The sequence below is a fragment of the Microcosmobacter mediterraneus genome (assembly GCF_031846265.1).
GTDB lineage: Bacteria > Bacteroidota > Bacteroidia > Flavobacteriales > Flavobacteriaceae > Microcosmobacter > Microcosmobacter mediterraneus.
The window spans coordinates 361539-382196 of sequence record NZ_JAVRIA010000002.1 but is presented as its reverse complement, the minus strand read 5'-3'; the positions used below and the strand labels follow the sequence as shown (position 1 = coordinate 382196).

At 32.4% G+C, this 20658-nt stretch carries 22 protein-coding genes and 1 tRNA gene; 5 read left to right on the top strand and 18 right to left on the bottom strand.

Annotated features, from left to right (window positions below):
* Positions 1 to 38: 38 nt before the first annotated feature.
* The 3 genes from RM697_RS05130 to RM697_RS05120 form a co-directional block, all read right to left on the bottom strand.
* A complete protein-coding gene (locus RM697_RS05130; RefSeq protein WP_311426788.1) occupies positions 39 to 1505 on the bottom strand; it encodes a T9SS type A sorting domain-containing protein in 1467 nt (488 codons plus the stop codon).
* Positions 1506 to 1712: 207 nt separating this feature from the next.
* Positions 1713 to 3167, bottom strand: coding sequence for a T9SS type A sorting domain-containing protein (locus tag RM697_RS05125; RefSeq protein WP_311426787.1), 1455 nt, complete (start codon positions 3165 to 3167; stop codon positions 1713 to 1715).
* Between the two features lie 224 nt (positions 3168 to 3391).
* Entirely contained in the window at positions 3392 to 5062 is a 1671-nt protein-coding gene (locus RM697_RS05120; protein ID WP_311426786.1) for a T9SS type A sorting domain-containing protein, read from the bottom strand.
* Positions 5063 to 5699: 637 nt separating this feature from the next.
* Here RM697_RS05120 and rpiB point away from each other — a divergent pair.
* Positions 5700 to 6134 (top strand): ribose 5-phosphate isomerase B, encoded by a 435-nt coding sequence (gene rpiB / locus RM697_RS05115; RefSeq protein ID WP_311426785.1) that lies wholly within the window; start codon positions 5700 to 5702, stop codon positions 6132 to 6134.
* Positions 6128 to 6574, top strand: coding sequence for a GNAT family N-acetyltransferase (locus RM697_RS05110; RefSeq protein ID WP_311426784.1), 447 nt, complete (start codon positions 6128 to 6130; stop codon positions 6572 to 6574). Before rpiB ends, RM697_RS05110 begins: the two co-directional genes overlap by 7 nt.
* On the opposite strand, the gene RM697_RS05105 is transcribed toward RM697_RS05110, so the two are convergent.
* From RM697_RS05105 to pdxA, 9 genes are all read right to left on the bottom strand, one after another.
* Entirely contained in the window at positions 6571 to 7401 is an 831-nt protein-coding gene (locus RM697_RS05105; protein ID WP_311426783.1) for an OmpA family protein, read from the bottom strand. The genes RM697_RS05110 and RM697_RS05105 overlap by 4 nt on opposite strands.
* Before the next feature lie 44 nt (positions 7402 to 7445).
* Complete coding sequence (locus RM697_RS05100) at positions 7446 to 9080, bottom strand: S41 family peptidase (RefSeq protein ID WP_311426782.1); 1635 nt, start codon at positions 9078 to 9080, stop codon at positions 7446 to 7448.
* A 12-nt stretch (positions 9081 to 9092) separates the two neighbouring features.
* Entirely contained in the window at positions 9093 to 9470 is a 378-nt protein-coding gene (gene rnpA, locus RM697_RS05095; protein WP_311426781.1) for a ribonuclease P protein component, read from the bottom strand.
* Positions 9471 to 9569: 99 nt separating this feature from the next.
* Entirely contained in the window at positions 9570 to 10922 is a 1353-nt protein-coding gene (gene accC, locus RM697_RS05090; RefSeq protein ID WP_311426780.1) for an acetyl-CoA carboxylase biotin carboxylase subunit, read from the bottom strand.
* A gap of 82 nt (positions 10923 to 11004) precedes the next feature.
* Entirely contained in the window at positions 11005 to 11487 is a 483-nt protein-coding gene (gene accB / locus RM697_RS05085; RefSeq protein ID WP_311426779.1) for an acetyl-CoA carboxylase biotin carboxyl carrier protein, read from the bottom strand.
* 30 nt (positions 11488 to 11517) lie between these two features.
* Positions 11518 to 12513: a beta-ketoacyl-ACP synthase III gene (locus tag RM697_RS05080; RefSeq protein WP_311426778.1), complete on the bottom strand. Its 996-nt coding sequence runs from the start codon at positions 12511 to 12513 to the stop codon at positions 11518 to 11520.
* A gap of 177 nt (positions 12514 to 12690) precedes the next feature.
* A complete protein-coding gene (gene rpmF, locus RM697_RS05075) occupies positions 12691 to 12894 on the bottom strand; it encodes a 50S ribosomal protein L32 (protein WP_311426777.1) in 204 nt (67 codons plus the stop codon).
* Positions 12895 to 12902: 8 nt separating this feature from the next.
* A complete protein-coding gene (locus tag RM697_RS05070) occupies positions 12903 to 13439 on the bottom strand; it encodes a YceD family protein (protein ID WP_311426776.1) in 537 nt (178 codons plus the stop codon).
* An 80-nt stretch (positions 13440 to 13519) separates the two neighbouring features.
* Positions 13520 to 14560 (bottom strand): 4-hydroxythreonine-4-phosphate dehydrogenase PdxA, encoded by a 1041-nt coding sequence (gene pdxA / locus RM697_RS05065; RefSeq protein ID WP_311426775.1) that lies wholly within the window; start codon positions 14558 to 14560, stop codon positions 13520 to 13522.
* 57 nt (positions 14561 to 14617) lie between these two features.
* Between pdxA and RM697_RS05060 the strand changes: the two genes are divergently transcribed.
* A complete protein-coding gene (locus RM697_RS05060; protein ID WP_311426774.1) occupies positions 14618 to 15208 on the top strand; it encodes a riboflavin synthase in 591 nt (196 codons plus the stop codon).
* On the opposite strand, the gene RM697_RS05055 is transcribed toward RM697_RS05060, so the two are convergent.
* The 3 genes from RM697_RS05055 to mce all read right to left on the bottom strand — a co-directional run bounded on the left by RM697_RS05055 (position 15205) and on the right by mce (position 16285).
* Positions 15205 to 15402: a hypothetical protein gene (locus tag RM697_RS05055; protein WP_311426773.1), complete on the bottom strand. Its 198-nt coding sequence runs from the start codon at positions 15400 to 15402 to the stop codon at positions 15205 to 15207. The two genes, RM697_RS05060 and RM697_RS05055, sit on opposite strands and share 4 nt — an antisense overlap.
* A gap of 318 nt (positions 15403 to 15720) precedes the next feature.
* A tRNA-Ile gene (locus RM697_RS05050) sits at positions 15721 to 15794 on the bottom strand.
* A gap of 86 nt (positions 15795 to 15880) precedes the next feature.
* Complete coding sequence (gene mce, locus RM697_RS05045) at positions 15881 to 16285, bottom strand: methylmalonyl-CoA epimerase (RefSeq protein WP_311426772.1); 405 nt, start codon at positions 16283 to 16285, stop codon at positions 15881 to 15883.
* Positions 16286 to 16366: 81 nt separating this feature from the next.
* Between mce and rbfA the strand changes: the two genes are divergently transcribed.
* Both rbfA and RM697_RS05035 read left to right on the top strand, forming a co-directional pair.
* Complete coding sequence (gene rbfA / locus RM697_RS05040; RefSeq protein ID WP_311426771.1) at positions 16367 to 16759, top strand: 30S ribosome-binding factor RbfA; 393 nt, start codon at positions 16367 to 16369, stop codon at positions 16757 to 16759.
* Positions 16760 to 16828: 69 nt separating this feature from the next.
* A complete protein-coding gene (locus RM697_RS05035; protein ID WP_311426770.1) occupies positions 16829 to 17965 on the top strand; it encodes an ABC transporter permease in 1137 nt (378 codons plus the stop codon).
* Here RM697_RS05035 and dusB read toward each other — a convergent pair.
* Genes dusB through RM697_RS05020 form a run of 3 tightly spaced genes read right to left on the bottom strand, consistent with a single transcriptional unit; the run spans position 17952 to position 20628 of the window.
* The gene (gene dusB / locus RM697_RS05030; protein ID WP_311426769.1) at positions 17952 to 18950 is read right to left on the bottom strand and encodes a tRNA dihydrouridine synthase DusB; all 999 of its coding nucleotides are present in this window, start codon (positions 18948 to 18950) and stop codon (positions 17952 to 17954) included. The two genes, RM697_RS05035 and dusB, sit on opposite strands and share 14 nt — an antisense overlap.
* 26 nt (positions 18951 to 18976) lie before the next feature.
* The gene (locus RM697_RS05025; protein ID WP_311426768.1) at positions 18977 to 19384 is read right to left on the bottom strand and encodes a DUF4345 domain-containing protein; all 408 of its coding nucleotides are present in this window, start codon (positions 19382 to 19384) and stop codon (positions 18977 to 18979) included.
* Between the two features lie 5 nt (positions 19385 to 19389).
* A complete protein-coding gene (locus RM697_RS05020; RefSeq protein WP_311426767.1) occupies positions 19390 to 20628 on the bottom strand; it encodes a M28 family peptidase in 1239 nt (412 codons plus the stop codon).
* Positions 20629 to 20658 lie beyond the last annotated feature (30 nt).

The window sequence follows — 20658 nt, the reverse complement described above, 5'->3', positions numbered from 1 at the left end:
AAAATTACAGTGCTTTTTATATGTCTTAATTTCCTAATTTACTCTATTATCAACTTTTCTGCAGCAGTGCCTTTGCTTGTTTTAATCTTTACAAGATACGTTCCTGTGGATAATTTACTTGTATTAACTATAGTCTTTTTACTGGTTATTAGCAACTCACCTAAAATTGTATATACCTCTATTTGCTTTAAACTATTACCATCATTTAATTGCACGGTAAACTGGCTCTTTGTTGGGTTTGGATAGATACTAAAAGTATTCCTATTTTGCTCCTGTACCGATAATACGTTACCTAAATCATAAACTCTTACATGACCAGAATTATCTCCATTACCATCATTAAATGGTGCTCCTATAGCAATAATTGTTCCATCCAAACTTACAGAAACTGATTTTCCTGATTGATCCTCTAAATTTTCTCCGTTTATATCTAAACCTACTTGTGTCCAAGTACCTCCAGATTCTTTGTATACCCGAACATGACCAGAATTATCTCCGTTTCCATCATTAAATGGTGCTCCTATAGCAATAATTGTTCCATCAGAACTTAATGATATTGACTCTCCTGATTGATCACCTAAAGATTCACCATTAATATCAGATCCTATTTGAGTCCAAACACCACCTGTTTCTTCAAAAACTCTAACATGTCCTGAATCTGCTCCATTACCATCGTTAAAAGTTGCATCAATAGCAATTCTTGTTCCATTTGCATTTAATGATACTGATCTACCTGAAAAATCTAAATTAGCCTCACCATTAATATCAGATCCTATTTGAGTCCAAACACCACCTGTTTCTTCAAAAACTCTAACGTGTCCCATCCTAGTATCGCTACCATTATTATTAGTAGCTCCTATAGCAACTCTATTTCCGTTAGCATTTAATGATACTGATCTACCTGAAAAATCAGCTGGTGATTCTCCATCTATATCCATTCCTACTTGCATCCAAATACCACCAGATTCCTCATATATACGAACATGACCTGAATCAAAGCCATTTCCATCATTAAAATTTGCTCCAATTGCAACCCTATTACCTTCATAATTTAAGGAAACAGACCTACCTGATAAATCTCCACTACTTTCACCATCAATATCATTACCTATTTGGGTCCATACACCATTAATTTCTTCAAAAACTCTTACATGTCCAGATTGACTTCCATTTCCATCATTAAATATTGCTCCAATCGCAATCCTATTACCTTCATAATTCAACGAGACTGATGTGCCAAAAAAATTGTTAAATTCTTCTCCAATAATATCATTTCCTATTTGATTCCATATCCCATTATCATCTTCAAAAACTCTTACATGCCCTGAACCATCACCATTATCATCATTTCTCCATCCTCCAACTGCAACTATAGTTCCATTATTGTTCATTGATACAGATTGACCAAATTCGTCACCAATAGATTCTCCATCAATATCTTGACCAATTTGTGTTTGACTAAAAAGAAGTAAAGGACAAAAAAAGAGTAAGTAAAAATATTTCATATTTTAAGAATTTATTATCGAACTTTAAATATAAGTAATAAACTTTTTAATTGTCTTTTTTAAATATTAATTATACTTATACACAAGATATACCATTATTATAATTTCTTTTAAAAATTTAAAAATAAAATGATGGTTATTATAGTGTGTTAATAGTTAGTACAACTTTTTAGAGTTTTATTTTGAGAAGTGACTTAATTTCCTAATTTAGTCTATTATCAAATTTTTAGACCCTTTTCCTTTTGTAGTTTCTAGTTCTACTACATATAAACCTGATGCTAGTTTAGACGTATCTAAAATATAATTTTTAGAGCTTAATACTTGTTGACCTAGGTTATTATAGATAGTTACATTTTTTAAATCTGATGAGTTTTCTAATTGTATTGTAAACTGATCTTTTGCTGGGTTTGGGTATAATTTAAATGGAATTGTATTAAATTCATTAACCGATAAAACTAAGAGACTTGAAAGATCATAAACCCTTACACTACCAGGTTCATCTAAATTTGGTCCAATACCTTCAGCACCAATAACTAATACTGTACCGTCTGCACTAATTTCTGTGGAAATACCGAAAAACTGAGAACTAAAATCACCAAGTATTACACCTACTTCAACCCATTCATTATTTTGAAACTGAAAAATACTCACCTTACCAGAATCACTACCATTTTCATCTGCACGATGATCGCCCGAAATAATAATTGAACCATCATTGCTCATTGCAAGTTGTAAACCAAAACCAAAATTTGGATTAGATCCGTTTATAATATCTTCTATTTGTTCCCAATTTCCTGAGTTATTTTGAAACACTTTAATACCACCAACGCTACTATTAGGAATTGAATTTAAAGGTATTCCTATGGAGACTATATTACCATCAGAACTCAATTTTATATCATAACCAGAATTACTTGGAAATTCACCATCGATGTCATCTCCTATTTTCACCCAATTGTTATTTTGGTTTTCAAAAACTTGTACTTGACCAAAACCACTACCATTATTATGACCTATAGCACTAACAGCAAAAATATCTCCAGAATCACTTAAATCAACAGCCCAACCTAAAAGATCGTTATTAAATTCGCCTGATATTTCAGAACCTATTTGAACCCAAGAATTACTCTCATATCTATATACATGAGCATATCCAGAGCTGCTTGTATTTGTAGAACCAATTGCAACGGTTGTACCATTTGCATTTATAGCAATTGAATTATTAGGAACATTTAATCCATCAAGAATATCATTACCTTTTTGTATCCATGTATTTCCTTGAAATTCAAATATTTGAACTCTGTTTATATTGATGTCTATTGGATTTGAAAATACTATCGTAGAACCGTCATCACTTAGAGCTATAGGTATAGCAAGCAAAGTTGAAGGTACACTTGTTATATTTATGTCAATAGCATCACCCTTTTGCATCCAAATATTGTTTACTAGAGAGTATAATACAATCTGCTTTAAACCTATATCTCCTGAACTTAAACTTACACCTTTCTTTACAGCTATAGTCTGCCCATCTGCGCTGATATCTACTCTAGATCCGAAACGTTCTTGAGCAACAGTACCAAATAATTCTTGACCTATTAATATTTGACTATTTAAATTTGAAAAAGATAAAATAAGAATGATAAAGATGTAGACTTGTTTCATTTTAAAAATTATTTAGAATTAGAGTTTATCATCTAATCGATAAAATTATAAAATGTCATCAAAGTTTTAAAAATCAACTTATCAACACATATATACATATCATCATTTTTCTTTTAAAAATTTAAAAATAAAATGATGGTTATTGTAGTGTGTTAATAGTTAGTACAACTTTTTAAGCTTTTGTTATGAGAAGTGACTTAATTAAAAATCTTTACAAAGATTAATTACTCTATTATCAATTTTTCTGTAGCTGTGCCTTGGGCTGTTGTTATCTTTACAAGATACGTGCCTGTAGAGAGATTACTCGTATTTACTGTAGTTTGTTTACTGGTTATTAGCAGCTCACCTAAAATTGTATATACCTCTATTTGCTCTAAACTATTACCATCATTTAATTGCACGGTAAACTGGCTCTTTGTTGGGTTGGGATAAAGCTGGTAATCTAAACTGCTTTCTTCTGTTATACTTAATGTTGAGTTCACCTGATCTATGATGGCTTGGATCTCTGAGGCCGTTGGACTACTTGGATCTACGTAACTGCCATTTTGTAAGGCTATGGTATAATCTACACCTTCTATAGCTCCAGAAACATCAATGATACTGTTTAGTTGAGCAGCTGTGACATTGATGCCGTTTATGTTTCCAGCGATGTCTTCTATGACTTCATATAACGCTAATTCAGAAGATATATCATATACTTTAACTTGACCTCGTTCAGATCCATTACCATTATCTGAACGATCACCAATAGCTATAATTCCAGCATCTATTGAGCAATCTATTGAGAAACCAAATTGATTACCAGAAGAATCACCATTTAAATCTTGACCAATTTTAGTCCATGAATTATTTATATTTTTATATAAACGTACTGTGCCATTTGATGTTCCAGTAGCGCCAATAAAAATTACGCTAGCATCGCTAGATAAATTAACATCAAATCCAAAGAAATCATTTTGTGATTCCCCATCAATATCTTGACCTATTTGAGTCCATATACCATTGATATCTTCAAAGACTCTTACATGACCTGAGTATTGACCATTACCACTATTTAAAACTGCTCCTATAGCTATTGTACTTCCATCTGAGGATAGTGATATTTTATTTCCTGACTGATCTCCTGAGGATTCTCCATCGATATCCTGACCTATCTGTGTCCACGCATCGTTTATGTTTTCAAATATTCTTACATGTCCAGTTTGAGCTCCATTAAAATCATTCGTTGGATTATTAAATGGATCACCTACAGCTAATCTATTTCCATTATTTGAAATATTCACACTCCATCCAAAATCACTTCCACCTATGTTTTCTCCAATTATTTTCTGACCTATTTGAGTCCAAGTTCCATTTATGTTTTCAAAAACTTTTACATAACCTTTATTAGAAGTATTACTTTCAATAGCACCAATTGCAAGAATAGCCCCATTATCAGATAAACTAACACTCCACCCAAATTGATCTCCTGAGGATTCTCCATCTAAATCTTGACCTATTTGAGTCCATGTTCCATTAATATTCTCAAAAACTCTTACATGTCCTGATAATTCGCTATTAGAACCATTTCTAGGAGCTCCAATTGCTAAAATATTTCCGTTGCTAGATAAACTTAAACTAGAACCAGATCTATCTTCAGCTTGCTCACCATTTATATCTTGACCTATTTGTGTCCAAGTTTCATTTATATTTTCAAAAACTCTTACATGGCCTGAATTATTTCCATTTCCATTATTTAAATGAGCTCCAATAGCAACTATAGAGCCATCTGAAGATAAAGAAATTACCCATCCTGATTCGTCACCATTCCCTTCACCGTGTATATCTTGTCCTATCTGCACCTGACTCCATCCTAAAAAAGGAAGCATTAAAAAAAGGCATATTATTTTTTTCATAACTGCTATATTTTCTTACAAGATAAAAAATAATTCATTATAAATTTAAATTTTAAGACTTATCAACATATATATTCATATCATCTTTTTTCTTTAAAATTTTAAAAATAAAATAATGGTTATTATAGTCTGTTAATAGTTAGTATAACTTTTTAGTGTTTTGTTTTGATAAGTTGTAGTTTACATTATATTACGGTTTAATTAACATTAAATTTACATATAAACTCTTCATTTTTAAGGTTATTTAAAAAACTATCAACAACTGTTAATAATGGATATTAATAGAAATAAATGATATATTTTTTAAAAAAAGCTGTTCATTTCGTCTATAAGGGTTATTAATAACTTCCTCAAAAAAAATAGTTAAGTAATTAGGTTATTAGAAACCCATTTTGGTTTGAAAAATTTAGTGGATAATCCTAATTTTTATTTTAAGGACTTGTCAACACTTATTAACAAGTAATGAATACTCCTGTTAACCAGATTTAATTATTTGTAACTTTGTTGAAAGATAAATTATTAATAATTGTCATTCAGGGCTGTCAGGCTGAGCTTGTCGAAGTCATAGCGAAGAATCTCTTAAAAAGGTAAAGATTATTAAGTCCTTCGTCCTCGTAATGACATTAAATAGAATATTATGAACATCTCCATAGGTAACGACCACGCAGGACCAGACTACAAAGCTGCTATAGTAAAACACCTAAAAACAAAAGGATATACTGTGACTAATTATGGCACAGATACTTTAGATAGTGTAGATTATCCAGATTTTGTGCATCCTGTTGCTAAAGATGTTGATCATAAAAAAGTAGATTATGGTATTTTAATTTGTGGAAGTGCTAATGGTGTGGCAATGACAGCAAATAAATACCAAAACGTGAGAGCAGGTGTGTGTTGGACAAGTGAAATTACAGAATTAACACGACTACATAATAATGCAAATATTATTTGTATTCCTGCACGTTTTACATCGATTCCTCAAGCTATTAAAATGGTAGATGTGTTTTTAAACACAGAGTTTGAAGGTGGTCGTCATCAAAAACGCGTTGATAAAATACCAATGTCTTGTTAGAAGTAGCCGTAAAAAAATTTCAAAATCTTAATACTAATGAGCTTTACGATTTACTTCAATTACGTAGCGAAGTTTTTGTGGTTGAGCAAGATTGTGTATATCAAGATGTAGATGGTAAAGATGAGAAAGCCTTACATGTTCTTGGCTATAAAAAAAACGACTTAGTTGCTTATACACGTGTATTTAAACCAGGTGATTATTTTGAAGAAGCTAGTATTGGTAGAGTAGTGGTTAAAGAGAACCAACGTCAACATAACTATGGTTATACTATTATGAATGCGTCAATAAAAGCAATAGAAGATTATTATAAAACTTCAGACATTAGAATTTCTGCACAAACTTATTTGAAACGTTTTTATAATAATTTAAACTTTACTGAAGTAGGAGAGGAGTACTTAGAAGATGGTATTCCGCATATAAATATGATTTTTAAAGTTTAATCTGAGGTATTAATTTTAGTCACTAAAATTTCTACACGTCTATCAAATTTAGGATCACCACCAAGTGGAAATTTACGACGCAAACCTTCATATTTCATGCGTAAACGACTAACACCTCGTTCTAATAAATAGTCATAAATATATTTAGCACGTGCTACAGATAAGTTTCGTTTACGTGTTTTTCTATCTACAGCATCTCTAGTACCATAAGTACAACACACATGACCTTGTATAGTGAAATTAATATCTTTACGCTTAACTAAAACATTAGCAATATCTTCTAAGGTTTGTCTTGATTCCTTTACTAAGTAGCTGTAACCTGTTCTAAATAGTAAGTTCTCTAAAACTATTTTATCACCAACCTTAAGATCACCTTTTAACACATCTGCAGTTTCAGGTTTACGATCTTCCTTAGGTCGAGGAGGAAACACTTGTGTTACAATAATTTCTACTTTACGATTTAATCCTCTAATTTTTTCTAAATCGTCTTCCTTCACTATTTTTATAAGCACTTCACCTTTACCATCTACATTAGTTATGGTAGATTCATCAAACTCATTATTAGAGAACACCTCTTTTATAGCATTAGCCCTGTTTTGGGAGAGCACAAGATTATAATTATCACTTCCTCTATCATCACAAAAACCATAAATAGAAATTTTTTCTATATCCAAACCTTCAATTTGAGATAAAAATAGAAGTAGTCTACTTTGTTCTGTAGGTAATATTTCATACTGATCTGTATCAAAATAAACCTCGTGCTTAAGCTCTGTTTGTGCAGATAAAACTTGAGAAAGAAAAAGTAATATAATGAAGAATCTCTTCATGAGTAAACTATTAATCGAAACTAAATATAGCGAATTTTAATAGTTTAACGTAAATAATTACGATAAGTTGTAGGGTTATTTAAGATTTCAGTTGCTGTTTTTATCTCGGGATTATTAGTAATGTAATACTCATATAAGCCTTCACTGTAAAAGAAATGTTTAATAATCTGATCGGTTATTAAACTCATTAATTGTGCTTTATTATCATCTATAGCTTTAGATTTATAAAGGTTAAGTGAACCTAATAACGCATTGTATTCTGAATTTATTTCTTCATCTATAAACTCGTCTTTAGCAACCTCAAAAGCATCCATTACAGCTTGTTCCGTTTTAGTTTCAAAATCAAAATTTTCAGACTCTAAAAAGGATTTAAAATCTTTAAAATCTGAATCCTGAAGCTTAAAAGCTTTTAAATCTGAAATAGAATTGTTGTAAAGATAGTTTGTTGCAAAATCAAAAATTAAATGCTCCGAAAGAATAGCTTTTGTTATCGCTGAATGTTTTGAAAGCCCAATTTCTTCATCTGGCTGTACGCCACCACCATCAAAAACCGTACGACCATTTTTAGTCTTAAATATATTAGCATCTTCTCTTTTTACACGAGTAGCTTTGCCGTTTTCGTCTCTATTCCAATAATCTAAAGCTTGTATGCAACGACCAGATGGTGTATAGTATCTAGAGATAGTCACTTTCATTTGTGTACCATAAATAAGTTGTTTAGGACGTTGAACTAGTCCTTTACCAAAACTTTGAGATCCAACAATAACAGCCCGATCTAAATCTTGTAATGCTCCAGAAACAATTTCACTTGCAGAAGCGCTTTTACCATCAATTAAAACCACTAAAGGAATATCAGTATCCTCAGGAGGTTTTTGTGTATAGTATGTTTTATTATATTTCTTTACTTTAGATTTTGTGGTTACTACCAATTGATTTTGCGGCACATAAAAGTTGACTATTGCAATAGCCTCTCTAAGTAAACCACCTAAATTTCCTCTTAAATCTAAAATAAGCTTATCGGCACCTTGATTTTTTAATGCACGCATAGCAGCAAGAGTCTCAGAAGACGCTTTATCTGTAAATTTTCTTAAAACAATATATCCTGTTTTATCATCGACCATGGAATAATGAGGTACAGCATGAATATCTACCGACTCTCTAGTAATAGTTGTGGTTTTTTGTTCCCCTTGTCTTAAAAACGTAATGTTTACAGATGATCCAGCAGCACCTTGTAATAAGTTAGCAGCATCGTCTTTAAAATCGGCCACTGTAACATTGTCTACTTTAATAATTTGATCACCAGCTTTTAATCCAGCTTTATCTGCCGCATAATTTTTATAAGGCTCAACAATAACTAATTTATCTTTTAATGTTAGTACATTAGCTCCAACGCCAGTGTAGTCACCAGCATTATTAATTCTTGCAGCTTGTACATCTTGTTCGTTGTAAAACTGAGTGTAAGGATCTAAATCATCTAACATACTTTTAATAGCAGTATCCATAAGGTCGGCAGGATTAGTATCGTCAACATAATTCATGTTGATTTCCTTGTAGAGTGTTGTAAAAATTTCTATTTGCTTTGCAATCTCAAAGAAATCGTTTTTAAACGCAGTGGTTGATAGAAATACGACAATTGCTAAGATTGGAAGTGTTATTTTTTTATGTAGATTATGTTTCATCGTTTCTTTGTTTTAAACTTCAGAGGTCTTTTCTTTAAACTTATTAAGTAAGCGTTTCATGTTTTCATTGATCACTTCAAAAGTTGCTCCGTCGTTACTAATGTACAAAATCATAAACGCGTAAGATGTTGAACTATTGTTAAAATATTCAGCTTTATTCAACCTAAAAGCTTCGCGTAAAAGACGCTTAATTCTGTTTCTATCTACAGCATTTTTAAAAAGACGTTTAGAGACTGAGACACCTGTTTTTAAGACGCTACCATCATTAAATTCTGTTTTTAGATAAATTAATTTTAAAGGAAATTGAGATACTGATTTACCATCATAGAACAACTTATCTATTAGCTGTTTACTTTTAAGACGTTCTGTTTTAGAAAAAGTAGTTTTCATTATTGACGTAAATCTACAATCTTTAAACGATTATGGTTATTATAAAAAACAAAAAATCGCTTAGTCAGAAGCGATTTTTAATTTTTAATTTGAAAGATTTTAATCTTCATCTACATCTTGTATTTCAAAGTCTTCCATAAATTTAGTGGTATAATTCCCAGCTAAATAATCAGGATGTTCCATGAGCTGTCTATGGAAGGGAATTGTGGTTTTAATACCTTCTATTACAAATTCGTCCAAAGCGCGTTTCATTTTATGTATAGCTTCTTCGCGTGTTTGCGCTGTAGTAATTAACTTTGCAATCATAGAATCGTAATTTGGCGGTATACTATAACCTGCATAAACATGAGTATCTAAACGAACGCCATGTCCACCAGGAGCATGAAGTGTTGTAATTTTTCCAGGAGAAGGCCTAAAGTCGTTAAAAGGATCTTCGGCATTAATTCTACATTCTATAGAATGTAAATTTGGTGTGTAATTTTTCCCAGAAATTGGAACACCACCAGCCACTAATATTTGCTCACGGATTAAGTCAAAATCAATAACCTGTTCTGTAATAGGATGTTCTACTTGGATACGTGTGTTCATTTCCATAAAGTAGAAATTTCGATGTTTATCCACCAAAAACTCAACAGTTCCTGCACCTTCATATTTAATATATTCTGCAGCTCTAACAGCTGCTTTTCCCATTTTTTCACGAAGCTCATCTGTCATAAAAGGCGATGGTACTTCTTCGGTTAATTTTTGATGTCGTCTTTGAACAGAACAATCTCTTTCAGATAAATGACAGGCTTTTCCTCTTGAATCTCCTACAACTTGTATTTCTATATGCCTAGGCTCTTCAATTAGTTTTTCCATATACATATCGTCATTTCCAAACGCAGCCTTTGATTCTTGTCTTGCAGAATCCCAAGCGTCTTTAAGATCTTCTGGTTTCCAAACAGCACGCATACCTTTTCCACCACCACCAGCTGATGCTTTTAACATAACAGGATAACCAGTTTCAACCGCAAGTTTTTCGCACTCTTCAAAGGATTCTATAACACCTTCACTACCAGGAACACAAGGCACACCAGCTGCTTTCATTGTAGCTTTAGCGTTAGCCTTATCACCCATTCTATCGATCATTTCAGGAGAAGCACCGATGAATTTTATACCATGCTCATCACATATTTTTGAGAATTTGGCGTTCTCTGATAAAAACCCATAACCAGGATGTATAGCATCTGCATTGGTGATTTCTGCTGCTGCAATAACATTAGACATCTTTAAGTAAGACTCACTACTTGGCGCTGGGCCTATACATACAGCTTCATCGGCAAATTTAACATGTAAACTGTCTGCATCTGCCGTAGAATACACGGCAACAGTTTTTATACCCATTTCTTTACAGGTTCTGATAACACGTAATGCTATTTCACCTCTATTGGCAACTAGTATTTTTTTAAACATAACTATATAAGTTTAAAAGTTTATGGTTTATAAGTTTAGAGCTTATTTATACCGCTTAAAACTTTAAACTTTAAACTTCGAATTATGATGGATCTACTAAAAATAATGGTTGATCAAACTCTACAGGAGAAGAATCATCCACTAAAATTTTAACAATTTTCCCTGAAACTTCAGACTCAATTTCGTTGAAAAGCTTCATGGCTTCGATAACACAAAGCACATCGCCTTCTTTTATAGAGCTACCAACCTCTACAAACATAGGTTTGTCTGGAGAAGGCTTTCGATAAAATGTTCCAATAATTGGAGATTTTATAGTTATATATTTAGAACTATCATCTGCAGCTGGAGCTGGTGTTGCTGGAGCCTCAGGTGTTGGTGCTGGAGCTGCAATAGGTGCAGCAGCAACAGGAGCTCCTACAGGAACTTGTTGCACAATAGTTGTAGTATCAGAATGGTCACTACCAGTTCTTATGGTAATTTTTACGTCATCCATTTCTAATTTAACCTCACTTGCGCCAGACTTTGCTACAAATTTGATTAGATTTTGAATTTCCTTTAAATCCATAATTTATTGAGTTGTTTTTAGTTAGTTTAATTAAGAATTGTAAGCCCATTTTAAATAAATGGAACCCCAAGTAAAGCCACCACCAAAGGCGGCAAATATGATGTTATCACCCTTTTTAAGCTTAGATTCATAATCACTTAAGCATAAAGGTAAAGTAGCAGAGGTTGTGTTTCCATATTTATGAATGTTTAACATTACCTTATTTTCATCTAAGCCCATTCTATTTGCTGTGGCTGCAATGATTCTTTTATTTGCTTGGTGTGGTACTAACCAAGCAACATCTTCGTGCGATAAATTGTTACGTGTCATTATTTTTTCACTGACATCAGCCATATTAGAAACCGCAAACTTGAAAACGGTTTTCCCATCTTGAAACACATAATGTTGCTTATTCTTTACAGTATCTTCATTTGGAGGTAAAATTGATCCACCAGCATCTATCTTTAAAAACTGACGACCATAACCATCACTCCTAAGATATTCGTCTTGTAATCCCAATCCATCTTCATTTGGCTCAAACAAGACAGCTCCCGCGCCATCTCCAAAAATAATACAAGTAGCTCTGTCTTCATAATCAATAATTGAAGACATTTTATCAGCTCCAATCAATAGTACTTTTTTGTAACGTCCAGATTGAATGTAACTAGCAGCAGTAGACATACCGTATAAAAAACTAGAACAAGCAGCTTGCAAATCGTAAGCAAAAGCGTTAGTTGCTCCAATTTCGGACGCCGTAAAAACAGCAGTTGATGCTACAGGCATATCTGGTGTAGCTGTTGCTACAATAACCATATCAATATCTTTAGGGTCTAATTGTTTTTTTTCTAGAAGATTCTGAGCAGCTTTAATAGCCATGTATGATGTGCCTTTTCCATCTTCTTTGAGTAGTCTTCGCTCTTTGATACCTGTTCTAGTGGTTATCCACTCATCGTTTGTATCTACCATAGTTTCTAGTACCTTATTAGATAAAACATAATCAGGAACATAAGACCCAATGGCTGTAATCGCGGCTGTAATTGTATTCATTAACACTACGTTTTGTGCAAAAAAAGGTCAAAATAGACCAAAAAAACACCATTTTATCAACATTTTGATTAAAAATGGTATAATTTGATGCAAATTAAGTGGTTTTTGAGAGACTTAAAAATTAATCATAAAAAAAACGCTCTAACAGGAGCGTTTTATTATATGCGTGCATAATAGTTATGCTAAGTTTTCTTCGTTTTCAGAATTATCTATAAGGACTTGACCTCTGTAATACAATTTTCCTTCATGCCAATGTGCTCTGTGGTATAAATGAGGCTCTCCAGTTGTTGGACAAGTTGCTATTTGAGGAACTGTTGCTTTATAGTGTGTTCTTCTTTTATCTCTTCTAGTTCTAGATATTTTTCTTTTAGGATGTGCCATTTTAAATGTTATTTATCCGTTAATAGTTTTTTTAATGTTTGCCAACGAGGATCAATCTCGTGGTTATTACTTTTATTGTCCTTGTTAGGGCTTAATTCTTCAAGTTTATTAAGTATTTCTGAATTTAAAGTTCCGTCTTCAACACCTGGATGTATTCTTTTTTGGGGAACCGATAATATTATGAGCTCATAAATATATTGCGCTACATTAATTTCGTATTCACCATGAGGAATAATTAGAATGTCTTCATTATCATCATTGTAATCATTACCAAATTTAACAACTAAGTCAAACTCACCATTAACGTTTTGGTTATAAGGTTCGTTTGTTAGATCGCAATTAACATTAACAATACCACTAATATTAAAATGTAACTCTAGTAATGTTGTCTTTTTTTCAAACTCTAATGATGTTAATACGTTTACATCATTAAACTCATCATACTCAAAAAAATCAAAGAACGAATTATTAATCTCGAAATCAAATAGATGTTTTCCTAGCTTTAATCCTACAAAAGGAATATTGTATTCCTTTAAATCCTTCATATCAACACATTCAATTTGAGCGTGCAAATATAGAAAATTTTATTTAACCAAATAAGGTTATAAACAAAAATTGTTTATATCTATTTCGAAGTAATTTTTAATGGGTTTTTAGAGTATTGGCTATATTGAACTCTATTTTTGTAAATTTGAATAGCGCTGAATACAGCTTCTTTAAAAGAGGATTCGTCTGCGCTATTTTTTCCTGCTATTTCAAAAGCCGTTCCATGATCTGGAGATGTTCTTACTTTATTTAAACCAGCGGTGAAGTTTACACCATTTCCAAAAGCGATGGTTTTAAAAGGTATTAATCCCTGATCGTGATAAGAAGCCAGAATAGCATCAAAGCTTTTATAAGTATTAGAACCAAAGAAACTATCTGCAGAATAAGGTCCATAAACTAATTTTCCTTCTGCTTTTATTTTATCTATTGCAGGTTTTAAAATAGTATCATCTTCTTTACCGATAACACCATGATCTCCTGCATGAGGATTAATTCCTAAAACAGCAATTTTAGGCTTAGAAATACAAAAGTCTTGTTTTAATGATTGGTAAACAGTATTTACCTTCTGAAAAATTAAAGCCTCAGTGATATGGCTAGAAACTTCATTTACAGGAACATGATCTGTTAGTAAACCAACCCTAAGGTTATTAGATACCATGAACATTAGACTTTCTCCTTCTAACTCTTGATTTAAATAATCTGTATGCCCAGGAAATTTAAAATCAACGGACTGTATATTGTGCTTATGAATAGGAGCAGTCACTAATACATCTATAGTGTTATTTTTTAAATGTTTAACAGAGCTCCTTAAAGATTTTATGGCGTATTCCCCAACTTTAGGATCTTCTTGCCCAAAGTTAATATTTACTGGTTCATTCCAGACGTTAAATACATTAACCTTGTTAGGTTGAATTTGATCTAATTTAGAAACTAAATTAAAGTTGATTTTACTGTTATGATGTTTTTTTAAAAAAGACATTACCTTAATAGATGCAAAAATAACAGGCGTACAAAACTCTAACATTCTATTGTCTTCAAAGGTTTTTAAAATAATTTCAACACCTATACCGTTAAGATCACCAACCGAAATACCAACAATAATTTTTCCTTCTTTTTTCATTAAAATCCTATAATTATAGATAATTTTACCAAACAAAGGTACATATTATCAAGCATTATGTTTACAGGCATTATTGAAACTTTAGGAAGAGTTACTCATATAGATAAAGAGGGAACTAATCATCATATCACAATTACTAGTAATATCACAAGTCAATTACAAATAGACCAGAGTGTTTCTCATAACGGCGTTTGTTTAACTGTGGTTAAAATTCTAGATGATGAATACGTCGTTACAGCAATACAAGAAACCTTAAACAAAAGTAACATTGGTAATTTACAAGTAGGAGATAACGTTAATTTAGAACGCGCTATGCTTTTAGGTAGCAGGCTAGATGGTCATATGGTTCAGGGTCATGTAGACCAGACTGCAACATGTACTTATATAAACTCTGAAAATGGAAGTTGGGTTTTTACTTTTAAATATGATCCTTCTTTAAGTAATATCACTATTGAAAAAGGATCCATTACAGTTAATGGTGTAAGCCTAACCGTTGTTAATTCTAAAGCAAACTCTTTTAGCGTTGCTATAATTCCTTATACTTATGAGCACACAAATTTTAATAAATTACTAGTTAGTTCGGTCGTAAATTTAGAATTTGATGTGATAGGTAAATATGTAAAGAAGCTTTTTGAAGCGCAATCTTAAGATTCTGTTTTTACTCGTTTTACTATTTTATAGGAGCCGTAAATTAAACCTATGGCAACAAAAAAAGGAATCCAATCACTAATAGGTAGTCCAGGAGGAGGAGGAGGAATTGGAGGAGGAGGATTATTCCCTTGAGCCAATACCGAAGTACCAATGCAACTAAATATTGCTATGTAAGTAAATATGTTGTTCAAGAATCTCATTAGGACTCTGTAAAAGTATTAAAATAATTAGCTAAACAAAATATTTGAAAAGAAAAACATCCTCAAAAAGCAACTTTTATAGATTAAAAACACTTTTTATTAACACTTAAGGTAAAACCCTCAGTTGTCGATTAATAATCCCTTCAATACAAATATAAATTATTACTATAATAAACGATGTGCCATTAGATTAATTATTTGGAAACATTGATAAAAAGTAAATCTCAACAGATTAACAGTTATTATTATTTACCAAAACGTAAACTTAAGCGAACAAAAAAAACCCTTCAATAAGAAGGGTTTTACTTGTGGTCCCACATGGACTCGAACCATGGACCACCTGATTATGAGTCAGGTGCTCTAACCAACTGAGCTATAGGACCTATTGATTTACATCAATCCGCTTTATCAGTAAAGCGAGTGCAATATTACTATATATTTTCAAAGGCTGCAAGAAAAATAAATCGTTTTAATCCTTTATCTCTTGGCATAATTCTATCAAAACACCATTGGTTGTTCTTGGATGTAAAAATGCAATTAGTTTATTATCTGCACCTTTTTTTGGCTTGCTATGTATCATTCTAAAACCTTGTTTTATTAACCGTTTAATTTCAGTTTCAATATTATCTACTGCAAAAGCGATATGGTGGATACCTTCTCCTCTTTTTTCAATGAATTTTGAAATAGGACTATCATCATTTGTGGCTTGTAATAATTCTATTTTGTTGGGACCGCATTTAAAAAATGAAGTAAGTACATGCTCGCTTTCTACTTTTTCTGTTTTATAATGAGATTTTCCAAACAAAGCCTCAAATGTTTTGTTAGAAGCCTCTATGTCTTTAACTGCAATGCCAATATGCTCAATTTTCTTCATTTTAATTTAGTTTTAGGTTTGGAACAGATGTTGCACCCTCAAAAGTATAATAATCCTTATAAATTATAGTATTTTTGAACCATGGAAAGTAATAGACAGAAAAAAATAGGAGGTATTTTACAACAAGACCTTGTTGAGGTGTTACAAAACGCAGCAACTTCTGGTGGGCTAAAAGGTGTTATTATTTCTGTTTCCAAAGTTTCTGTAACCGTAGATTTATCTATAGCAAAGGTTTATTTAAGTATTTTTCCTAATGCAAAAGCTAAAGAATTACTGGATGGGATTAGATCTAATACGGCTTTAATTAGACACGAATTGGCACAGCGCACTAGACATCAATTAAGGCGCATGCCACAACTAGAGTTTTTTATAGATGATTCTTTAGAATATATTGATGGCATTGAACGCTCACTTAAAAGAGAGGACAATCCATTAAACGATCCTAATTTATTGGAAAAAAGAAAAAAATTATAATTGAACTTTCCGCTATACATAGCAAAACGATATTTATTTTCAAAAAGTAGTAACAATGCCATTAATATAATGAGCATTATCGCCTCCAGTGGAGTAGTTATTGCTTCAGCAGCATTGCTTATTGTGCTTTCGGGTTTCGCAGGCCTAAAGGATTATAGCTTAGAGTTTTCTTCGTTAATAGATCCAGATTTAAAGGTTTTTCCAAAAGATGGAAAAACTATAGAGCTTTCCAATAATGCCTTAAATAAGATACTAATTATTGAGGGTGTATCTAAGGTTAGTAAAACTTTAGAAGAAAGAGCGATGCTAAAGTTTAATGACAAGCCTCTTGTGGCTTTTATTAAGGGTGTAGATGATCAATTTAATGCTGTTACTTCTATAGATTCACTTATTCCACAAGGTAATTGGTTAACAAATAATAGTAATGAAGTTGTTGCAGGATGGGGAATTTCTAATAGCTTATCTTTTGGTGTGTTAGACTATGCTAGAGTGTTAGAGGTTTCGGTTCCTAAGCCAGGAAAGGGTCAATTTAGTTCTGCAAGCAGCTTATTTAACTCAGTGAATACTATTAATGTTGGCTTGTTTGATATTAATGAAGACCTCAACAACACCTATGTTTTTGCAAGTTTAGATTTAGTTCAAGCATTACTTAATTATAACAATAATCAAATAAGTAATTTAGAAGTTAAGCTTACCGAAGACGCAGATGTAGATTTCGTTAGCTCTAAGATTGCTTCCATACTAAATAATAATGTTGAAGTTAAAAACAGAGCTCAGCTCAATGACGCTTTATATAAAATGTTGAACACCGAAAATTTAATTGTGTATCTCATTTTTACATTGGTTATCATTATTGCATTGTTTAACGTTATTGGTGCTATTATTATGATGATATTAGACCGAAAAAGATCCTTGCAAACACTATTTAATTTAGGTGCTGAACCTTTAGACATTAGAAGAATTTTCTTTTTACAGGGCAGCTTAATGACTTTATTAAGCGGCATTATAGGTATAGTATTAGCAATACTCCTAATTGGGCTTCAGAAATTAACAGGTTTTATTATGCTTACAGCATCCTTACCTTATCCGGTTCACTTAAAACCACTAAATATCGTTTTGGTTTTTATTACGTTTAGTACATTAGGAATTTTAGCTTCAAAGATTGCTTCTAACAGAATTACAAAATCGTTAATTAAATTGCGTTAAATTCATAGCCTGAAAACTTTTTAAGCACTTCATCAAAAGCCGCAAAAACATCTTTAGAATCATCACTCGTTACCATTTTCATACGATATTCTTTAAAGTTAGGAATACCTTTAAAGTAGTTGGTATAATGACGTCTGGTTTCAAAAACACCGAGTTTTTCACCCTTCCAGTCAATGGACATTTGTAAATGTCTGCGAGCGGCTTCAACACGTTCCGCAAGCGAAATAGGAGCAAGGCGCTCACCAGTTTTAAAATAATGTTTTACTTGCTTAAAAAACCAAGGATTACCAATAGAAGCTCTACCTATCATAGCACCATCTAAACCATAACGATCTCTCATTTCTGCTGCACGTTCAGGAGTATTAACGTCACCATTTCCAAAAACAGGAATATGCATTCTTGGATTGTTTTTTACTGCTGCAATGGGCTTCCAATCAGCATCACCTTTATACATTTGGGCACGCGTTCTGCCATGTATGGCTATTGATTTTATACCAACATCCTGCAAACGTTCAGCAACTTCTACAATTTTAATTGAGTCGTGATCCCAACCTAACCGTGTTTTAACGGTTACAGGTAAATTGGTGCGCTTTACCATTTCTGCCGTTAGTTTTTCCATGAGGCAGATATCCTTTAAAATCCCAGCTCCTGCACCTTTAGAAACCACTTTTTTTACAGGACAACCAAAATTAATATCAATAATATCTGGATTGGATTTTTCTACAATATCAATAGTTTGAAGCATGCTATCCATATTTGCACCAAATATTTGAATACCAACAGGACGCTCTTTTTCATAGATATCGAGCTTCATTACGCTTTTCGCAGCATTACGGATTAAACCTTCGCTAGACACAAATTCTGTATATACTACATCAGCTCCTTGTTCTTTACATAAGGCACGAAAAGGAGGGTCGCTAACATCTTCCATTGGTGCCAAAAGCAATGGGAATCCTCCTAATTCTATGTCACCGATTTTAACCAATAATGAATATTTTATGCAAAGCTAAGTTATTTTAGCATATTGATTTTAGAGGTAAAATATTGATTACATACCCAAACACCATAAAAACCCAATAAGAGCTCACCAATTGTACCCAAACTATATAAAAAAGAAGGCGTGCCATCTAACAATACACTTATAAGCCTTCCAAAACCTAAACCTAACATAAAGACGATATTGCTAATTAGAGCAGCTTTTATAAAATAAATTTTAAAAACGCCCAAAAGCCACAGTAAAGAAAACCCCAAATATAAGCCCATAATAGCTTTATGAAAATTACGCTCATTCACACTATCTGGACTTATTTCTAAGATAGACTCTGGATAAAAACCATATATGATAGAAGCAGGAATTACTACTAAAACCGAAATAATGAGATGAATCTTTGTGAGTATATTTCGGTTTTTAGAAACCATAGAATTTAAAATTTCACTTTACTATCTATGGTGTCTTCTCCTCGCTTAACAGTTATATTGGTTTCATCGCCTTTATCAAAAACAGATAAGGCTCTCATATAACTCATCATATCTGTAATAGTGCTATCGCCTAGTTTTATAACCACATCGCCTTTATGTATCCCAGCATTAAAAGCAGGTGTATCTTCTCTTGTACCATCAATTCGCATTCCTTTACCATCGTACAAGTAGTCTGGCACTACACCTAAGCCAACCTTAAAACGCGGCGTTTCTTCACTTTCATTTTTTGTTTTTCTAAATGCTAATTCACCATTATCATCAAGGTCAGAAATAATATCAAATAGATAATCCGAAATAAGATTCATGCCTTCATAATTAAGCTTTTCAGAATCATCTCCTGGTTTGTGATAATCTTCATGTTGACCAGTAAAGAAATGTAATACAGGAACATCGATCAAATAAAACGAAGTATGGTCACTTGGACCAACACCACTTTCGTTTTCAACAATTTTAAATGTATCGTTATTAGCTTTTATGGTTTGCTTAAACATAGGCGAGGTTCCTGTACCATAAACAGCTAGAGTACTGTCTGCTTTTAAACGACCAACCATATCCATATTAATCATATAGTTTATGGATTCTGCATCAATAGTTGGATTTTTAGAAAAATAATTAGAGCCTAATAAACCCATTTCCTCACCAGAAAAAGCCATAAACAAATAGTTGTTATTATCTTTTATATCAGCATTTTTAATATTTAAACGATCAGCTAAATGTAACATCACAGCAACACCACTAGCATTATCATCAGCTCCATTATGCACAGCTTTGTCTTTATCTCTGTATAATGATCCTTCTCCTCCATAACCCAAATGATCGTAATGCGCTCCTATGATAACAGTTGTTTTTGCATTATTATCAATAAAGCCAATAACATTACTACCTGTTATTGTGCTATCAGAATTTGTTGTAAACTCTACGTCTTTATGAGGATCTGTTTTGGGCTTGAAAGAAAATGACTGTAAGTAACCACCAGTTCCTTTAGGCTTTAAACCAATAGATTTGAAACGTTTAGCAATGTACTCTGAGGCCAAAACCTCACCCTGAGTTCCCGTTTGTCGACCTTCAAGTTTGTCGTCGGCCAAATACGCAACATCATCTTTTATTTTATTTTCTGCGACTTTAGGTTCGCTCTTACAAGACATTATAATTATAGCGACTAGAGATAAAGCAATTTTTTTCATAGGATTGTCTTATTTTTGCGCAAAATTAGG

Excerpts from the sequence above, each read along its gene's own strand:
- RM697_RS05130 (WP_311426788.1), bottom strand. The coding sequence starts at position 1,505 with ATGAAATATTTTTACTTACTCTTTTTTTGTCCTTTACTTCTTTTTAGT.
- RM697_RS05125 (WP_311426787.1), bottom strand. The coding sequence starts at position 3,167 with ATGAAACAAGTCTACATCTTTATCATTCTTATTTTATCTTTTTCAAAT.
- RM697_RS05120 (WP_311426786.1), bottom strand. The coding sequence starts at position 5,062 with ATGAAAAAAATAATATGCCTTTTTTTAATGCTTCCTTTTTTAGGATGG.
- rpiB (WP_311426785.1), top strand. The coding sequence starts at position 5,700 with ATGAACATCTCCATAGGTAACGACCACGCAGGACCAGACTACAAAGCT.
- RM697_RS05105 (WP_311426783.1), bottom strand. The coding sequence starts at position 7,401 with ATGAAGAGATTCTTCATTATATTACTTTTTCTTTCTCAAGTTTTATCT.
- RM697_RS05100 (WP_311426782.1), bottom strand. The coding sequence starts at position 9,080 with ATGAAACATAATCTACATAAAAAAATAACACTTCCAATCTTAGCAATT.
- rnpA (WP_311426781.1), bottom strand. The coding sequence starts at position 9,470 with ATGAAAACTACTTTTTCTAAAACAGAACGTCTTAAAAGTAAACAGCTA.
- accC (WP_311426780.1), bottom strand. The coding sequence starts at position 10,922 with ATGTTTAAAAAAATACTAGTTGCCAATAGAGGTGAAATAGCATTACGT.
- accB (WP_311426779.1), bottom strand. The coding sequence starts at position 11,487 with ATGGATTTAAAGGAAATTCAAAATCTAATCAAATTTGTAGCAAAGTCT.
- RM697_RS05080 (WP_311426778.1), bottom strand. The coding sequence starts at position 12,513 with ATGAATACAATTACAGCCGCGATTACAGCCATTGGGTCTTATGTTCCT.
- rpmF (WP_311426777.1), bottom strand. The coding sequence starts at position 12,894 with ATGGCACATCCTAAAAGAAAAATATCTAGAACTAGAAGAGATAAAAGA.
- RM697_RS05070 (WP_311426776.1), bottom strand. The coding sequence starts at position 13,439 with ATGAAGGATTTAAAGGAATACAATATTCCTTTTGTAGGATTAAAGCTA.
- pdxA (WP_311426775.1), bottom strand. The coding sequence starts at position 14,560 with ATGAAAAAAGAAGGAAAAATTATTGTTGGTATTTCGGTTGGTGATCTT.
- RM697_RS05060 (WP_311426774.1), top strand. The coding sequence starts at position 14,618 with ATGTTTACAGGCATTATTGAAACTTTAGGAAGAGTTACTCATATAGAT.
- mce (WP_311426772.1), bottom strand. The coding sequence starts at position 16,285 with ATGAAGAAAATTGAGCATATTGGCATTGCAGTTAAAGACATAGAGGCT.
- rbfA (WP_311426771.1), top strand. The coding sequence starts at position 16,367 with ATGGAAAGTAATAGACAGAAAAAAATAGGAGGTATTTTACAACAAGAC.
- RM697_RS05035 (WP_311426770.1), top strand. The coding sequence starts at position 16,829 with ATGAGCATTATCGCCTCCAGTGGAGTAGTTATTGCTTCAGCAGCATTG.
- RM697_RS05025 (WP_311426768.1), bottom strand. The coding sequence starts at position 19,384 with ATGGTTTCTAAAAACCGAAATATACTCACAAAGATTCATCTCATTATT.
- RM697_RS05020 (WP_311426767.1), bottom strand. The coding sequence starts at position 20,628 with ATGAAAAAAATTGCTTTATCTCTAGTCGCTATAATTATAATGTCTTGT.